General features: G+C 27.8%; 11 protein-coding genes. 3 read left to right on the top strand and 8 right to left on the bottom strand.

All coding sequences use genetic code 11. The features are described 5' to 3' along the window. Positions 1-304 precede the first annotated feature (304 nt). A complete protein-coding gene (locus NSA50_RS06360; protein WP_257443857.1) occupies positions 305-892 on the top strand; it encodes a sigma-70 family RNA polymerase sigma factor in 588 nt (195 codons plus the stop codon). Positions 893-1,281: 389 nt separating this feature from the next. Here the strand turns inward: NSA50_RS06360 and NSA50_RS06355 are convergent, their stop codons facing one another. Continuing rightward, positions 1,282-1,848, bottom strand: a complete 567-nt coding sequence (locus NSA50_RS06355; protein ID WP_195428997.1) for a sigma-70 family RNA polymerase sigma factor — start codon at positions 1,846-1,848, stop codon at positions 1,282-1,284. A 188-nt stretch (positions 1,849-2,036) separates the two neighbouring features. Here NSA50_RS06355 and NSA50_RS06350 point away from each other — a divergent pair, with 188 nt between their 5' ends. Beyond that, positions 2,037-2,879, top strand: a complete 843-nt coding sequence (locus NSA50_RS06350) for a Cof-type HAD-IIB family hydrolase (protein WP_257443853.1) — start codon at positions 2,037-2,039, stop codon at positions 2,877-2,879. Positions 2,880-2,936: 57 nt separating this feature from the next. Here the strand turns inward: NSA50_RS06350 and NSA50_RS06345 are convergent, their stop codons facing one another. Together NSA50_RS06345 and NSA50_RS06340 are read right to left on the bottom strand one after the other, a co-directional pair. Next, complete coding sequence (locus tag NSA50_RS06345) at positions 2,937-4,253, bottom strand: nucleotide sugar dehydrogenase (RefSeq protein ID WP_195265455.1); 1,317 nt, start codon at positions 4,251-4,253, stop codon at positions 2,937-2,939. Between the two features lie 321 nt (positions 4,254-4,574). Beyond that, positions 4,575-5,753 (bottom strand): DegT/DnrJ/EryC1/StrS family aminotransferase, encoded by a 1,179-nt coding sequence (locus tag NSA50_RS06340; protein ID WP_257443849.1) that lies wholly within the window; start codon positions 5,751-5,753, stop codon positions 4,575-4,577. A gap of 171 nt (positions 5,754-5,924) precedes the next feature. On the opposite strand from NSA50_RS06340, the gene NSA50_RS06335 reads away from it, so the two are divergent. Further along, positions 5,925-7,160 carry an O-antigen ligase family protein gene (locus NSA50_RS06335; protein ID WP_257443847.1) on the top strand — a complete coding sequence of 412 codons (1,236 nt, stop codon included), beginning with the start codon at positions 5,925-5,927 and terminating at the stop codon, positions 7,158-7,160. Between the two features lie 142 nt (positions 7,161-7,302). On the opposite strand, the gene NSA50_RS06330 is transcribed toward NSA50_RS06335, so the two are convergent. The 5 genes from NSA50_RS06330 to NSA50_RS06310 all read right to left on the bottom strand — a co-directional run bounded on the left by NSA50_RS06330 (position 7,303) and on the right by NSA50_RS06310 (position 17,262). Beyond that, positions 7,303-8,484 carry a DegT/DnrJ/EryC1/StrS family aminotransferase gene (locus NSA50_RS06330; RefSeq protein ID WP_257443864.1) on the bottom strand — a complete coding sequence of 394 codons (1,182 nt, stop codon included), beginning with the start codon at positions 8,482-8,484 and terminating at the stop codon, positions 7,303-7,305. A 362-nt stretch (positions 8,485-8,846) separates the two neighbouring features. Then, a complete protein-coding gene (locus NSA50_RS06325; protein ID WP_257443845.1) occupies positions 8,847-11,840 on the bottom strand; it encodes a cell wall-binding repeat-containing protein in 2,994 nt (997 codons plus the stop codon). Between the two features lie 323 nt (positions 11,841-12,163). Next, on the bottom strand, positions 12,164-13,759 hold the full coding sequence (locus NSA50_RS06320) for a peptide chain release factor 3 (protein ID WP_195428993.1): 1,596 nt from the start codon (positions 13,757-13,759) through the stop codon (positions 12,164-12,166). 1,162 nt (positions 13,760-14,921) lie between these two features. Further along, positions 14,922-16,472, bottom strand: coding sequence for an MFS transporter (locus NSA50_RS06315; protein ID WP_257443842.1), 1,551 nt, complete (start codon positions 16,470-16,472; stop codon positions 14,922-14,924). Continuing rightward, on the bottom strand, positions 16,462-17,262 hold the full coding sequence (locus tag NSA50_RS06310; RefSeq protein WP_257443840.1) for an ABC transporter ATP-binding protein: 801 nt from the start codon (positions 17,260-17,262) through the stop codon (positions 16,462-16,464). Before NSA50_RS06310 ends, NSA50_RS06315 begins: the two co-directional genes overlap by 11 nt. Between the last annotated feature and the right edge of the window lie 2 nt (positions 17,263-17,264).

Raw genomic sequence — 17,264 nt, 5'->3', positions numbered from 1 at the left:
GATATATTATATAAATTATAACTTGTTTTATAGCTTTTTACTATTAGAATTATATTTAAAAACTGACTTTACTCTTGCAGTTACAATAGCTTACGCTAAAACGGAAGTTACTTTTTCATTCAACGTTATATTTATATCTTAATAACATTTAATTGTTCTTATAATGAAATTAACTTGAATAAAATAATTCTTCTTATTTGTTGTATTTTTTTGACTAAAAATTTCTTATAAATTTTTTCTCAAATTTTATTTTTCAAAGATATTTACTTAATGAAAGAACTAAAAAAATGGAGGAGAAAATTTTATGGAAGATTTATTAATGAGAGATTTATTACTAAAGTCTAAAAATAATGATTCTGACTCAAAAGAAGAAATTATAAAGATGTACTATCCATTAATAATAAAGGAAGCTAAAATAATTTATTTAAAAGATAAGTCCTTTGAAGATCTTATTCAAATAGGTATTATTAACTTACTTCATGCAATAGATGTTTTTGATTTATTAAAAGGTGCTGATAAATTTCCTTCTTATGCTCTTTGGTCAATAAAGAATGGTTATAAATATCTTTGCAGAAGTCAAATTAAATATAATACTGAATTTAGTTTAAATAAAGTTAACGATGATGGGTATGAATTTGGAGATAAAATAGTAGATGGAAATATAAATATTGAGGATTATGTTATTAACAATACTATAGATGAAAATCTTTATTTAGCTTTAGAAAAGCTTGATAAAGAAGAAAGAGAGCTTATTGACTTTTTGTATATATCTAATAATAAGCCTAATCTTACTAGATATTGTTCATTAAAAGAAAAGGATTATTACTATTGTTGTTCCTTGAAAAAAAGGGCTTTAAAAAAGCTTAAAAATATGATGCTTGATTTTTATTAGTAATTATCTTAGAACATATTTATTATTATATTAAGTAAAAAGGACTATTGATTTTTTCTTTCAATAGTCCTTTTTATATTTTATTGTATAAGAAATTGTGAATGCTTATGTTATTCTTAAATGAATTGAGATAATAATTAAATTTATGAGTATTAACTTTTTTATTATGAATAATATTATAATTTATACTGTATTTTAATATTTTGTCCATAACTTTACTGTACTCTCCTGTTGCTTTTTATCTTTTTAATTCTACTTCATTACATTAATGTTGATAGTTATTAATTAAATATTAATGTTATTTTTAAATTTTTATTTTATAACATTTCTGCTATTTTATTTCTTAATTTGTCTATTATATTATTCTTTGTATTATTTTCTTCTTTATATTATTTTATTCTTAGTATATTTGAATCATTTCTTAGCTTCTCCATTATTTTATCCTTCATATATCTAAGCTTATGATATTCAATATTTGTTCTTTTAGAATACTCTTTTAAAGTTATACCTTGTACATAAATACTATTAAGTAAAGCTTTTTCATCCTCATTAAGCATCTCTATAGATTTAAATAAAATGCTGCTTAATTCCTTCTTGATACATTCTTCAGAGACATCTGTATTTTGATCTATAATTTCTTCTACGTTTATTGAACTTGCAATTTCTTTATTTAACTTATTTTCGTAGTACTTATTAGTTGCTTTTTCTATTTCTTTGTACATCTTATTTTTTATGCATTTTTGCACGTAAGCAGGAAAGGAATCACTTAAATCAGTATTAAATTTTTCTACGGATTCAATAATTGTAAGCCTCGCTATTTGCTTAATATCCTCTTGACTATACCCGTAAATATAATAGCTAATTGAAGTTTTGTAAACTAGTGGTTCAAAGTTTTTTAATATTTCTTCCATTGACTTTTTATCCCCTTGTTTAGCCCTCACTATTAATTGATTCATAAATTCATCTCCTCTAATAATTTATAATTAAATTATATCAAACGCACGTTCGTCAAGCTACAATTACTTATCGCAATTTCTGACAGTGAAATTTTATTTCAAGAAAATTTTCATTTTTTAGCATTATAGTTTATACTAAATATAAAGAGTTGTTTTTGACTTAATTTTTTTCTTGGAGGGATATACATATGAAGCAAAATATTAAATTGATTTGCATAGACATGGATGGTACTTTATTAAATAGCAAACATGAAATTAGTGAAAGAAATAAAGAAGCTTTAAGAAAAGCAAATAGCTTAGGAGTTAATATTGCTATTACTACTGGAAGACTTTTTTGCTCAGCAAGATATTATGCTGATTTAATTGGAATCGATTCACCTGTTATAGGCTCTAATGGAGCATATATTAAGCATAAATATGATGACATAGCTATTTTAGAAAATCCTATTCCTAAGGATGTAGCTATTGAAATTTATAAGATTGTTAAAAAGCATGGATTAACTATTAACTTTAATAGCTGGGATACTCTTATAAGAGAAGATGAAGTTCCTGCAACTCATGCTTATACTATAATGAACAAATATTTACCAGACGATAAAAAAGTTAAATTTATAGTTAACAGTGATGTTATTAAAACAATAAATAACTTTGATGGAAAAATTCTTAAGGGTATTGTTATTGAAGAAGCTGAAAATAAGAATAACCTATGGGCAGCTAAAGATGAGCTTAAAGAAACCTTTGGTGATAAGCTTCATGTTGTTAGTTCTGGAACAGATAACTTTGAAGTTATGTTTGGAACTACATCTAAAGGAAATGCAGTTGCATATTTAGCAGATACTCTTAATATAAATCCACAAGAAGTTATGTGTATAGGTGATTCTGAAAATGATATTTCAATGCTTAAGTTTGCTGGAATTAGTGTTGCTATGGGCAATGGTCTTCAAATTGTAAAAGATATTGCTGGTTTTGTAACTGACACTAATAATAATGATGGTGTTGCTAAGGCTATTGAAATGTTTGTTTTAAAATAATTTTTTAATAAAAAAGCTATGAGATCTTGTCTCATAGCTTTTTATAAAAATTTTAAATTATAATTTATAAATCTTTTCTCTATTATTAACAACGTTCTTAGTTGCATTTCTTGTATCATAAACAACTTTAGCTCTATCAACTATTTGTTCATAGTCATAAACTGTATGACCTGTTGTTATAACTACCATATCAGATTCATCGATAACTTCTTTCCAATCTACTGAATGATAAGTTTTTCCTTTGTATTTAGCAGTATCACAGAAAGGATCGTTAACTATAACTTCTGCACCATTCTTTTCTAATAGTTCTATAACTTTAAATGATGGTGATTCTCTATAGTCATCAATATCGTTCTTATATGCTAATCCCATAACTAATACTTTTGATCCATTTAAAGCCTTTTTGTGTTTGTTTAATATCTTCATGATATTTTCTAAAACGAAATCTGGCATAGAATCGTTGATGATTCCTGATGTTTCAATAAGCTTAGTATGATAATCATATTCCTTAGCTTTCCATTCTAAGTAGAAAGGATCTAGTGGGATACAGTGTCCACCAAGTCCTGGACCTGGGTAAAATGGCATAAATCCATATGGCTTAGTTTTAGCAGCATCTATAACTTCCCATACATCTATTCCCATTCTGTTACAAAGAATAGCCATTTCATTTGCTAAACCTATGTTTATATTTCTAAATGTATTTTCTAATATCTTTTCCATTTCAGCTACTGCTGGTGAAGAAACTTTATGAATTTCTCCTTCTAACACATTTTCATATAAAGCAGCTGCTATTTCTGTACACTCTTCTGTGCATCCACCAACTACTTTTGGAGTATTTTTAGTATTGTAGCTCTTATTACCTGGATCTACTCTTTCTGGAGAGAATGCTAAGAAGAAATCTTCTCCACACTTTAATCCACTTTCTTCTAATATTGGTTTAAGTACTTCTTCTGTTGTTCCTGGATAAGTAGTACTTTCTAATATTACTATCATACCTTTATGTAAATACTTTGCAACATCTTTTGTTGAATTTACAACATATGATAAATCTGGTTGCTTATATAAATCAAGTGGAGTTGGTACGCAAATACAAACTGTATCTACATCTTTTATAAAACTAAAATCTGTAGTAGCTTTTAAAAGACCTTTTTCTGTTAATTCTTTTAATTCAGCATCTACAACATCTCCAATGTAGTTTTGACCATTATTAACCATTTCTACTTTTTGATCTTGAACATCAAATCCAATTGTTTGATATCCTGCATTTGCTTTTTCAACTGCTAAAGGTAATCCAACATAACCTAGACCTACTACACCAACTTTTGCAGTTTTATTATTTATTTTTTGTAATAATTCATCTTTTAAAACTGACATTACTTTTCCTCCTAATCAATTAAAAACTTGATAATTGATAATATAAAATTGTTATTTTTTTATTTTTTTAGATTATATAAGTCTCAATTAATATCTTACAAGTTAACACTAGTAAATTATTAAATAATTAACACATGCTTGTTAAGTAAAATAGTAAAAGTAAAAATATTATATAAGTTAGTTTACTTCTAAATTGGGTTAAATATCATTAACCACAATTCTAAATATAATTAAATATTTGCAATTAAACTAATTTTCCTATATTAGTTTAGCATTTATTATAGTTTAATCAAATGTTAAATATTTATTTCAACTTATATATTATTTAACTTTGCTTATTATATACTCAACTTGCTCTTTTGTTAACTCTGGATATACAGGTATAGCAAAAGTTCTATGTGATAAGTATTCAGATACAGGCATATCCCCTTCTTTGTATCCTAAATCTTTATAAACTTTTTGAAGGTGTAATGGTACTGGGTAATATACCCCTGTTGCAATTCCAGCTTCTTTAAGTTTAGTTAAAACTTCTTCTCTATTTTCAGATTGTAATATATACATGTGATATACATGTTCATTGTATTCTTTTGCTACTGGAGTTACTAATTCACTATTCTGTAAAGCTTCATCATAAAGCTCAACTATTTCTCTTCTCTTTGCATTCCAACTATCTATTTCTTTTAACTTTACACTTAAAATAGCAGCTTGAATTGCATCTAATCTTGTATTGAATCCTATTAAATAGTTATAGTATTTAAGTGGATTATAAACTGTATCGTTTGCTCCTTCAGCAGTTTTAACTTCTTCTTCTATATTATTTAAAAGGTTATATGCCTTTTGGCCATTTTCTCCACTTCCGTGAGTTCTTAATGCCCTTGCAATAGTAGCAATTTTATCATCGTTTGTTACTATCATTCCACCATCGCCAGCACATCCTAAGTTCTTTGTTGGGAAGAATGAGAAGCACGCAACATCACCTAATGTTCCTATCTTTCTTCCTTTATATTTTCCACCTACAGCTTGGCAAGCATCTTCTATTACATATAAATTATGCTTTTTAGCTATTTCATTGATTTCATCCATATCTGCTGATTGACCAAATATATGTACAGGCATTATGGCTTTTGTTTTTGAAGTTATTTTTTCTTCTATTTTTGTTACATCTATATTAAAAGTTTCCTTATTTACATCTACAAATACAGGTGTCGCTCCTACTGCTGAAATAGCTTCTGCTGTTGCAAAGAAAGTAAATGGAGTTGTTATTACTTCATCTCCCTCTCCTATTCCCATTGATTTAAGAGCTAATACTAAAGCATCTGTTCCATTCCCTACTGATATTGCATGTTTAACTCCTACGAAGTCTGCAAATTCTTTTTCAAAATCTGTTACTGTTTTTCCCATTATGTAATTAGCTGAAGATAATACTCCTAAAGCAGCCTTATCTAATTTTTCACCTAATGAATCATATTGAGCTTTTAAATCTATTAAAGGTATATTCATTGTTATACGCTCCTTTATATTTTTCTTTAAATATAAAACTAATATTAATATTTTACCACATTTATTTATATATACAAACTTTTTTAATTGAAATTCTTAGACTATTGTGTAAGTAAATGTTAAAATTATAATAAATCATTATATTTCTAATTGTAAAAGGAGTTGAAAATTTTGAAGGTTTATCTAAATAAATTTTATAGCATTTTATCAAATAAATTTTATTTTAAGTTACTATATTTATTGGTAGCCATATCTTTTTCTACAGTATTAAATGATTTCTATGGTATTAAATTACTGAATAAAGTTTGTTTAGCTTGGGGACTTATACTCATTGTTACTAGTCTATTTGATATTATCTTTAGAAAAGTTAAGATATATTATTTTCAGATTTTTTTATACTTATTTTTAATATTAACATTAGCTTTTAATCTTTTTAGATACCCAACATCCGAAAATATAAAAATTTGGCTAGTAAACTTAATAATATTAGTAAGTATTTTTTCTATTGATACATATAAAAGTAAAAGTGTTCTTATTAAGGAATTGAATATTTTTTCATATATATACACATCTCTTACTTTTATTTTATCTTTTATTTCATTAATTCTTATATTTAGTAATAAATCTATAGAAAGAGTTCTTACTTTTAGTAATGATATAAGTAAAACTGTAACTTTTTGCGGACTATTTTCTAATGAAAATTCCTTTGGAATCGCAGCTGGAATATCTTTTATTATATGCTTATATATTTTATTAAGTACTAACTCAAATAAAATAAAGATTTTTTACTACTTTAATTCAATATTGCAGTTAATAGCCTTAGTTATATCTGGAGGAAGAAGTGCTCTATTGTTAGTGTTATCTTTAGTATTCATATTTATTTTTATAAAATTTAAGAATATATGGATCAGATTATTAATGTTATTTTCCCCAATGCTAATAATACCATTTTTGTTTAAATTAAGTGATACAACATTACATTATATATTTACTGGTAGAGAATATATATGGCAAGCTGCATGGCCTATAATAAAATTTTTCCCTCTAGTTGGTGTTGGAAACTCAAATAAAATATCTACATTAATTGCTAACCCAAAACATGAACTAAGGGGTGTTGAAGCTGGTGGACTTCATAATATATATATTGAAATTGCTACTGTAAATGGATTAATTGCAGCTGCTTTCATCATTTTATTTATAGCTTGTGCTTTCTTCTTCTTAGTTAAAAAGATAGGTAATTTAGACTCTAAAACTGAAAAATATTATTTCTCTGTTCTACTAACTCTTGTTTTTGGAATTCCTGTAATTAACCTTATGGAAAGTATTTTAGTTTATATAATAAGTTTTATATCTATAGTCTTCTGGGTTTACACTGGATATCTCATTGCTATTTTAGATAAGAAGTAAGTCTACTTATCTAGAATTTCATCATAAAAACTTTATAGTAAAAGTTTCATCATAGAAAATACTAAATTCAAAAAGCTAAGACTTTGAAATATAAATTTGTTTTATATTTTAAAGCTTAGCTTTTTATTTTTATATTATAAAATTACATGTTCATTATGTCTTTAACTTCTTTAATTAATTCATTTGCAATATATTCTACATCACTTAATTCTAATGTACTATAAACAGGTAGAGAAATTTCATTTGCATATTGAGCATATGCATTTGGATAATCTTCTATTTTATAGCCTAGATTTTTATAAAGCGTGAACATTGGTAATGGCTTAAAGTGAACATTCGTTGAAATTCCCTTTTCTGCTAATCTTTGAATAAGTATATTTCTCTTTTCTTCATTAAATCCTTTTATTCTTAATGGATAAAGATGATATGAACTTTCTGTACCTTCACCATATTCTGTAACTGGAATTATAGAAAAGTCTTCTTTTTCTAAGATTCTTGTATAAGTATTAAAAATTTCTTTTCTATACTTTAGCATATCTTCATATCTTGTTAATTGAACTCTACCTATGGCTGCATTTATATCTGTCATATTGCATTTAAACCCATCTGTAATTATATCGTATTCCCAAGCTCCAGCCTTCATCTTAGATAAAGCATCTTTTGATTGTCCATGTAATGAAGTAAACTTAAAGTCTTGGAATAAGTTTTCTCTTCCTTTAAAGTTATTATCGTTATATGTTATTGCTCCACCTTCAGCAGTTGTAAAGTTTTTAACTGCATGGAAAGAGAATGTATGGAAATCACATTGTGCTCCAACTCTTTGACCTTTATATTTTGCTCCAAAAGCATGAGCTGAATCTACAATTATAATTATATCTTCTCTATTTTTTTCTTTTAAAACTTCTTTTATTCTATCATAATCACAAGGTACTCCTGCAAAATCAACAGGCATTATAACCTTTGTTTTTTCTGTTATTAAATCTCCCATTTTATCATAGTCAATAAAGAAAGAATCCTTTGCTACATCACAAAATATAGGTTTTATACCTCTATGAACTGCTACACTTGCTGTTGCTGTATATGTGTAAGGAGTTGTTATTATCTCGTCTCCTTCCTTTATATCAAAAACCTTTAATATAAGCTCCATTGCTGCTGTTGCACTATTTAAGGCTACAGCTTTATTTACTTCGCAATACTTAGCTAATTCTTCTTCAAATTTAGCAAGGGTTGGTCCTGATGTTATCCATCCTGATCTTAAAACTTCTACTACTGCATTAATTTCTGCTTCAGTTATATCTGGAGGAGAAAACGGTATCTTTTTTATATTATCCATTATTTTCAATCCTTTCATTCTATATCCCATACATTGGATACCTTTATCAACTATTTTTAAGTATATCAGCTTTATTTATAATTATATATTTATATATATTAAAGTTCAAGTTTGTTAAATTTGCTTATTATTACTATTAAACTATATTAATATAATATTAAATAAAGATAAGGGCTTATATCTTCATTATTTTTATGCTTTACTCTAAATTATATTTTTATTCTTTAATCTAAATTGCATTATTAAATAAATATATAAAAAACCTTACTATTTAAACAGTAAAATAGTAAGGCTTTTTATGTTATTATTAAAGTTTTTGATTAATAACTCTTAATAATATAATTTATTACATTTTATTGAGCTACAGCTAGTAATTGTCTAAGGTTATTTATTACAGTCTTAGAAACTACCCCTCCAACTTGTACAATGCTATTAGCTGTCTTTTTATCTAATACTGTTTTTTGAGTACTAGTTAGTTGAGCTTCTGCTATTACTACTGGTGATTCATTAACTGCTGCAACTGGACCTGATGTTAATGCATCTGCTAATTCTAATCCTTCTGTAACATAAACCTTATTTAATACATTTCCATAGAATCTTTCTATAACTTTAGCATTTGTTTCATATCTATTTGCTCCACCTAATCTATTACCAGTAATATCTTTCTTAGTCATTGAATTTACTTGATTTAACACATTATTACTTAATACGCCAGTTCCACCTATTAAGTATGCAGTATTTAAGTTTTCTGATTTTAACCAGCTATTTACACTACTTGGAATACTATTTGGTTCTACTAATACTATAGGCATCCTATCTCTACCTGATACTGGTGCTATTGATAGAGCATCTGCTTCTCCATATCCATTTGCTATAACTAAATTTTCTACATCATAAAGATTTTGATCAATGTATTTAGCTACTTGAAGAGCTGTTTCGTATCTATTTACACCACCTAATCTTGTAATCTTTGTAATTCCTAAGTTACGTAATTGGCTTTCAACAGCTGGAGTTACTACTCCAGTTCCACCAACTATTATTACATTTTTAGCTTTAAGTCTCTTTATTTCATTTTGAGTTTCTGATGGTATTGAACTCTTTTCAACTAATAATAAAGGTCCTTTATAATATGAAGCAATTGGTGTAGCTGCTAATCCATCTGGTATAGCATAACCATTTGAAATAACTATTGTATCTGCTGAAGTAAATGAGCTTTTACTTAATTCTACAGCTGTTGAGTATCTATTTAATCCAGATTTAACTTCAATAGGTGGTAAGTATTCATTTGTCATACTTACATTACTTGCTAAAATATATCCTCTATCGTTCCAGTTATAGCTTCCATGATATTTATTATCAGGTCCCCCTACTCCTATTGGAGTATTTCTTTCTGGATGTATTTCGTAATAGCTTTTACCATTTATAGTTACTTGTTGTAAGTTTGATACAACAAATGGTGTATTTATATAAGCACCATATTGACTAGTATCATTAGTTACATTATATAATAGTGTCCCATCTTTCTTAATAACTGAGGTATTTGAAGTTGCAACACCAATTTGCTTAGAATTTGTATCTTTTAAATTACTATTTCCACCTGAAAGATACTTATCTATTTCATAAGCAAAGCTTGTTGCTTTTTCTCCCCAGAAAGGATCTGAAGCGTATTTTACATTTGTTCCTCTATTTTTATTTCCTAAGAAACCTCCAAAATATCTCCAGTCTGCTGGATCTGAATACCCTCTTGAAATGTAGTTTTTTGTAAAGTCTACTACTGAATCTTTTGGAGTTGCAAAGTTATCTGCTGATTCTCCTGGAGCTGAATCATATGCTTTTAAACCAAAAAGATTATTTTTAGTTTGAGCAATTGTTGACATTCCATAAGCTGATTCATTAATAGAAACTCCTAATGCTAATAATGCATTTACACCATAAACATTTTCAGCTTCTTTAAATGCTTGTCCTAATCCTCTAAGCTTAGAACCCGGTTGTGTATTATTATTTATATATCTATCTAGCTCCTCTGCAGAATAAACAGTTTGACTTCTAAATGGTAAATTTAAATAATAAATATAGTATGGACTTCCACTATTAACAGAATTAGATCTTACCCCAGATCTATAATCCTTTATTAAGATATCTAACTTGTTTGCTATATCAGTATCGCTATTATGATTGTATTGATAAAAATACTTTCCATCATAACTTAAATATCTAACACCTTCTTTTAAAAAGAATGGAGCTTTACCTAATATTTTTTCATAACCTGTAACTCCAGTTAAATCATAGCTAATAAAATGAACTAATTCTCCATTTTTCACGGTATAATAGCTTGGATTTTTTGCTTGGCTTAAAGGCACTACTCTCATATCATATGTACCTGATGCTGTATTGTTATTTATCCAACCTTCATATCCATTTATCATTACCTTTGCTGATGTACCACTCATATCTAAAACTGGTGCATCATCCATATATCCTGGATTAACATAAGTAAATGCATTTTGTAAGCTAGAATCTGTATGCATATTTACTGTTCCAGAAATCACACTATTATTACTATACTTTATTACTCTTGCCATTTGATTTGTTGAGTAAACAACTTGTCCAGAATAGTTTATTACTGCTGGATCTTGATTTTCTTTTGTAGATGGGTCAAGACTTTTAGCTGCACTAACTGCTTCATCAAGTTCATCATAGGCTTCAACGAACTCATAGCTTCCATCAGAGTTGGCAATAGTCAACTCATAATTTTTATCTGTCATTGGTTGTAAAACTTCTAAGTTCTCTAAAGCTTCTTGTTTTAATTTAAATTCTTCTCTCTCTAAGCTTACTGAAGAGATCACAGAATAACTTCTTAAACTCGGATTTACTTCTTTTACTTTTGTGTACTTAGTACCTTTTAAAGTATTAGTAGATTCTTCTTTTTTAACTTCTTCTTTAATAGAAGTTTCATTATTAATAGAAGTTGTATTATTTAATGTAGCAGAATCTTCTTTACTTTCCTCTACTTTTGTAGTGCTTTCAGTGTTGATTTGCTCAGTTGAAGTTTTTTCTTCTGAAGAATCATTTGAAGTACTATTTTGAGCTTCATTATCTTTAGTTGAATCTTTTTCATTATTTAAAAGCTCTTCTCCATTGTCTGTTTCCTTCTTTTGATCTTCTTCTCCCCCATTATCTTGAGAAGATTGTACACTACTTGTTATTGAATTTGTTACTTCATCAGTACTTTTTTCTTCAATAGCTGAACCTGGATTGTTTGTTATTGCTTTTGCACTTATATTAGGAACTATAAATGCTACTATTAGTAATTGCGCCACTAATTTTTTAATTTTTTTAAATGACACCTTCCCACCTCCCTTTCTAATATAGAATAACAATTTTATTCCTATTTTTCAACTTATATAGAGTAATTGTAATATTTAAATACCCATTTTTTTGTTTAATATAGTAAAAAAGTGTATCATCAGTTTATTAATTGTATATTTTTAGTAATTATAATTTTCATTCAAACTTATTCTTTAATAATTATAGCTCATATATCTTATACATCTCCATATAAGTTATTTACATATTCTCTCTTATCTTCAGTGATTGTTATTTATATCTCTAAAAATTAAATATATTATTAAATAAAAAAACAGGAATAGTTACTATTCCCGTTTTTTTATTATTCATCACTCTTACCAACGCCAGATAATACTAATCCTTTATTATGGTCTAATGCCCAGCTAATACCCCAGTCATTTTGGAATATAAGGATATTTCTATCTTTAAAATCTTTAACTTTCTTAGTATCTGATGTTAAGTTTAGTTTTTCCATATCGACATCTTTGTTTTCTATCCATCTTACATATCTAAATGGAAGTCTATCCATCTTGATATCAACGTTGTATTCATTTTTTAATCTATATTCTAGAACTTCAAATTGAAGCACACCAACAACTCCAACTATTATTTCTTCCATTCCTATAAATAATTCTCTAAATACTTGTATTGCTCCTTCTTGAGCTATTTGAGTAACACCTTTTACGAATTGTTTTCTCTTCATTGTATCTACTGGTCTTACTCTTGCAAAGTGTTCTGGAGCAAATGTTGGAATCCCTTCAAATTTAAATTTCTTTGATGGTGCACATAAAGTATCTCCTATTGAGAATATACCTGGGTCAAATACCCCAATTATATCTCCTGCATATGCTTCTTCAACTATTTCTCTATCTTGAGCCATAAATTGTTGTGGTTGAGCAAGCTTAATCTTCTTGCCACCTTGCATATGATAAACATCTTCACCTTTTTCAAATTTACCAGAACAAATTCTCATAAATGCAATTCTATCTCTATGAGCCTTATTCATATTTGCTTGAATCTTAAATACAAAAGCAGAGAAGTTATTATCAAATGGATCTATTTCTCCTATGCTTGAGTTTCTTGGAAGTGGTGATGTTGTCATTTCTAAGAAATGCTCAAGGAATGGCTCAACACCAAAGTTTGTTAAAGCTGATCCAAAGAATACAGGTGTTAATTCTCCTGATTTAACTTTTTCTAAATCAAGCTCATCTCCAGCTATATCTAAAAGCTCTATATCTTCCATTAACTTATCATGTAGAGCTTCTCCTAATATTTCTCTAAATTTAGGATCATCAACTGAACCTTCAACTGCATCTACTGCACTTTGACCGTGATTTCCTGCTGAGAATGCTATGATTCTGTTGTTATCTCTTTCATAAACTCCTTTAAAATCCTTACCAGAACCTATTGGCCAGTTCATAGGGTATGTCTTTATTCCAAGTTCATTTTCTATTTCTTCTAATAATTCAAATGGATCTTTAGCTTCTCTATCCATCTTATTAACAAATGTAAATATAGGCATTTCTCTAAGAGATGCAACATGGAATAACTTCCTTGTTTGATCTTCTATACCTTTTGCTCCATCCACTACCATAACAGCGCTATCTGCTGCCATAAGAGTTCTATATGTATCTTCTGAGAAGTCTTGGTGACCTGGTGTATCTAATATGTTTATACAATGTCCTTTATAGTTAAATTGCATTACTGAGGAAGTAACTGAAATCCCTCTTTGCTTTTCTATTTCCATCCAGTCTGATACTGCATGAGTAGAAGCTTTTCTTGCCTTAACTGAACCTGCAAGCCTTATTGCTCCTCCATATAGCAAGAACTTTTCTGTTAAAGTTGTTTTACCTGCATCTGGGTGAGATATAATAGCAAAGGTTCTTCTCTTTTCTATTTCATTTATATAATCTGCCAAAGTAGCTTCCTCCTTAAAATTAAATTAAGTTTTATCTCTGTTTCTCTAGTTATTCATTATACCCTAAAGTTTAATAATTTAAAATGAAAATTTTATATATAAATTGCAAAGCAATTTATAAGTTAAATGTTAAGAGCAAAAGAATTAAAAAGTGGAGGAAGTTTTGCTAGTCAAAACTTAAATTATATAAGTTCAAGGCACTTTCTATGCAAAACAAAAAGATAAATTTAAGACACTTTCTACTCCCAAAATCCCTTAGGGATTTTTTCATTAACTTTTCTCTAACACTTGACTAACTTTTCACTTTTTCCATCTTCGCTATTCCCTCTTCACTATTCACTAATAAATGCTATCATGTTCTGTTTTAAAAACGTGTTGGTAGATTTCCATTGTAACCTGTTTTAAAATCTTATTGCTGAAATTTATTTATATATTTTTTCTACATATAATAGCTAATTCCTTTAATATTTAATTCCTTAAAATATAAATATCGCTACAAACAATTTCATATATTTATCCTATTTAATAAATTTTATCATATATGTTTTCCAAACAGTCTCTGCTAATCTGATTACATCTAATATAATATAATGAAATATAATACAATATAATTTTATTTAATATTTGTCTGAGCTTATGAATCCCAATAAAACTTTTTTCCATTAATATAGACATAATCTTATTTAATATTTATCTCTTTAAATTATGTCACCCACATTTTTTTAAAACAGACCCTGATAGTATTTTTTTAACACTATCATATTCTCTTGTATTTTTCTTTAGAAGTTATACCACCAACACGTTTTTAAAACAGATGCCAATAGTCTTTTTTCATACAATATACTTTTATTTCTTGTTTCTTTTTATAAACCATGCCACCAACATTCTTTTAAAACAGAACATAATAGTATTATTTCACATAATATTATCTTCTCTTGTGTTTCTCTTTATAATTATGCCAACAACACGTTTTTAAAACAGACTATGATTCTTCTTTTACATATAACATAAGTTTAAATTTGCATATAATTAATAAGGAAGCCAATATTTTCATACAAACATTGGCTTCCTTATTAATTATATAATTTATTTTACTATTATTATCTTACTACTATTTATTTTTCTTATTAATTTTTACTAGTACTTGCTTATTATAGTTTTACTAGTTTACCTCTCTTACGTTCCACTTAACAAACATAATAAGAGCAATATTTGCTATGGCTGTTATAAGTAAGATTACTCCTATTGGCATTCCTGTATCTATTATTTGTCCATATAATAGTTGCCCTGGTGCTACGCTTATTGTTGCTATTGCTGTTGAAAAGGCTGAAACTCTTCCTAGCATTTCTAGTGGAACTTCTTTTTGTATAAATGTTAGTGTTAGCACATTTGATAATGAAAGTGACATCATTATTTCAAGCCCACCAATTGCAAATAAAAACGCTATTGTATAGTTATTTGCTTTTAGTCCACCTAAAGTTGACATTAATATAACACCTGCAACCATTGGGAAATATGTATAGTGTACCTTTCTCATTTTAAACATATTTGGTTTTACACTTATCCAGAAGCCTCCAAGTATCATTCCTAAAACGCATATTCCTTCTACTATTCCATATATCTCTGAAGGTAAGCCTAAGAAAATATTTATGAAATATGGTGCTAGTATTGTTAATACTGGAACTAAAAAGATATTACATAATGCATATGAAGCTATAATTCCAAGAACAACTTTTTTCTCTTTTGATAGATATTTAAAAGTTTTACCCATATCTATAAAGGAATTTTTTATAAACTCCATTGATAGTATTTTAGATTTATTGGAATTCTCTTTTATATTTTCAAATTTTATTTTTGCTTCTTTATTTTCTTTTATGACTTCAGAAACTGTTACCACTTCTTTGTTTCCTTTTATGATATCTTTTGCATTTTCAGATATAACTGTAACTTCTTCATTTTCTTCGGATCTTAGGGATGCTGCTACTCTTTCCTCTAATTCTGAAGTTCTTGAATCTAACATAGTCGTCGCTAATTCTGTAGTTACTATATTTTTCTCTAAAGTAACTACATCATTTAATCCTAGTTTTGATTCTGCTACAGCTTCATCTACTTTTACTTTTTCATTAATTTCTACTTCTTCACTTACTACTACATCTGGGATATCTAAGAATAATTCCATTATTGCAGATACAAAAAAGCTTATTGCATTTATTATAACTATTGCTTTTATTCCAACTACTCCATATAAAACACCAGCAAGTATTGGTCCTGCAAAATTTACTATTGAGCCAACTTGGTTTATTACTCCATTAGCACTTGTTAACTTATCTTCTTCAACTATTTGAGGAATTGATGCTGTAACTGCTGGTCCATATAATGTAAAGCAAATTGATAGCATAAACATTACTACAGCGACTATTACTTCATGGTCTCTACCATTAAGTAGTATTAATGCATATCCTCCAATTAAAGCTGAACAGAAGAAATCTAAGTAAACCATTATCTTTTTCTTATTTACACGATCTGATAACGTTCCTGCAATGGGTGCAAAAAGAATATATGGTATTGTTGATATTGCTAATATATTTGCAAAGGCAGCTGTGCTACCTGTAAATTCTAGTAGATATAGAGACATACTAAATCTTTGAATAGCATTACCAAATAAAGATATAATTTGTCCTATAACTATTATTATAAAGTTTTTATTTTTCATGGTCACCCCTCAGAAGTTCGTATTCCATACATATTGGGTATTCACCATTTTCGCTAACTTGAAGATGTGCTTCTACCCCATATATTTCTTTTAATGATTCTTTTGTTATTACGTCTATTGGTCTTCCTTCACAAATTACTTTTCCTTTTTTAAGACCAATTATATTATCTGCAAATCTACAAGCATTGTTTAGCTCATGAAGAACTATTACTACTGTAATTTGCTTTTCTTTATTTAATTTTTCTAATACTTCTAATACCTCAAGTTGATATGACATATCTAAATATGTAGTTGGCTCATCTAGCATGATAATTTCTGTTTCTTGAGCCAAAGTCATAGCTATCCATGCTCTTTGTCTTTGACCACCGGATAAGTTTTCAACTTCTCTATCTGCAAACTCAGAAAGTCCTGTTTCTTCTATTGCCCAGTCGATAACTTCTTTATCATGCGAATTCAATCCACCTATCATTTTTTGATGTGGAAATCTTCCATATGCTACAAGTTCTCTTACTGTAAGACCACTTGGACACACTGGCCCTTGAGGAAGAAATGCCACTTCTCTTGCTATGTCTTTTTCTTTTACCTTCTTTATATTTTTATTATTTATAAAAATATCTCCGTTCTTTGGCTTGTTTATTCTTGCTATAGTTTTTAGAAGTGTGGATTTTCCACATCCATTTGCTCCAATTATAATACTGATTTTCCTTTTTGGTATACAAAGGTTCATATTTTCAATTATTACATTGCTTTCATATGAAACACTTAAGTTCTTTACACTAATAGCTTCCATAA

It is taken from the genome of Clostridium mucosae (genome assembly GCF_024622765.1).
GTDB lineage: Bacteria > Bacillota > Clostridia > Clostridiales > Clostridiaceae > Clostridium.
The sequence above is the reverse complement of the archived record's forward strand: the minus strand, read 5'-3'. Positions and strand labels throughout refer to the sequence as shown.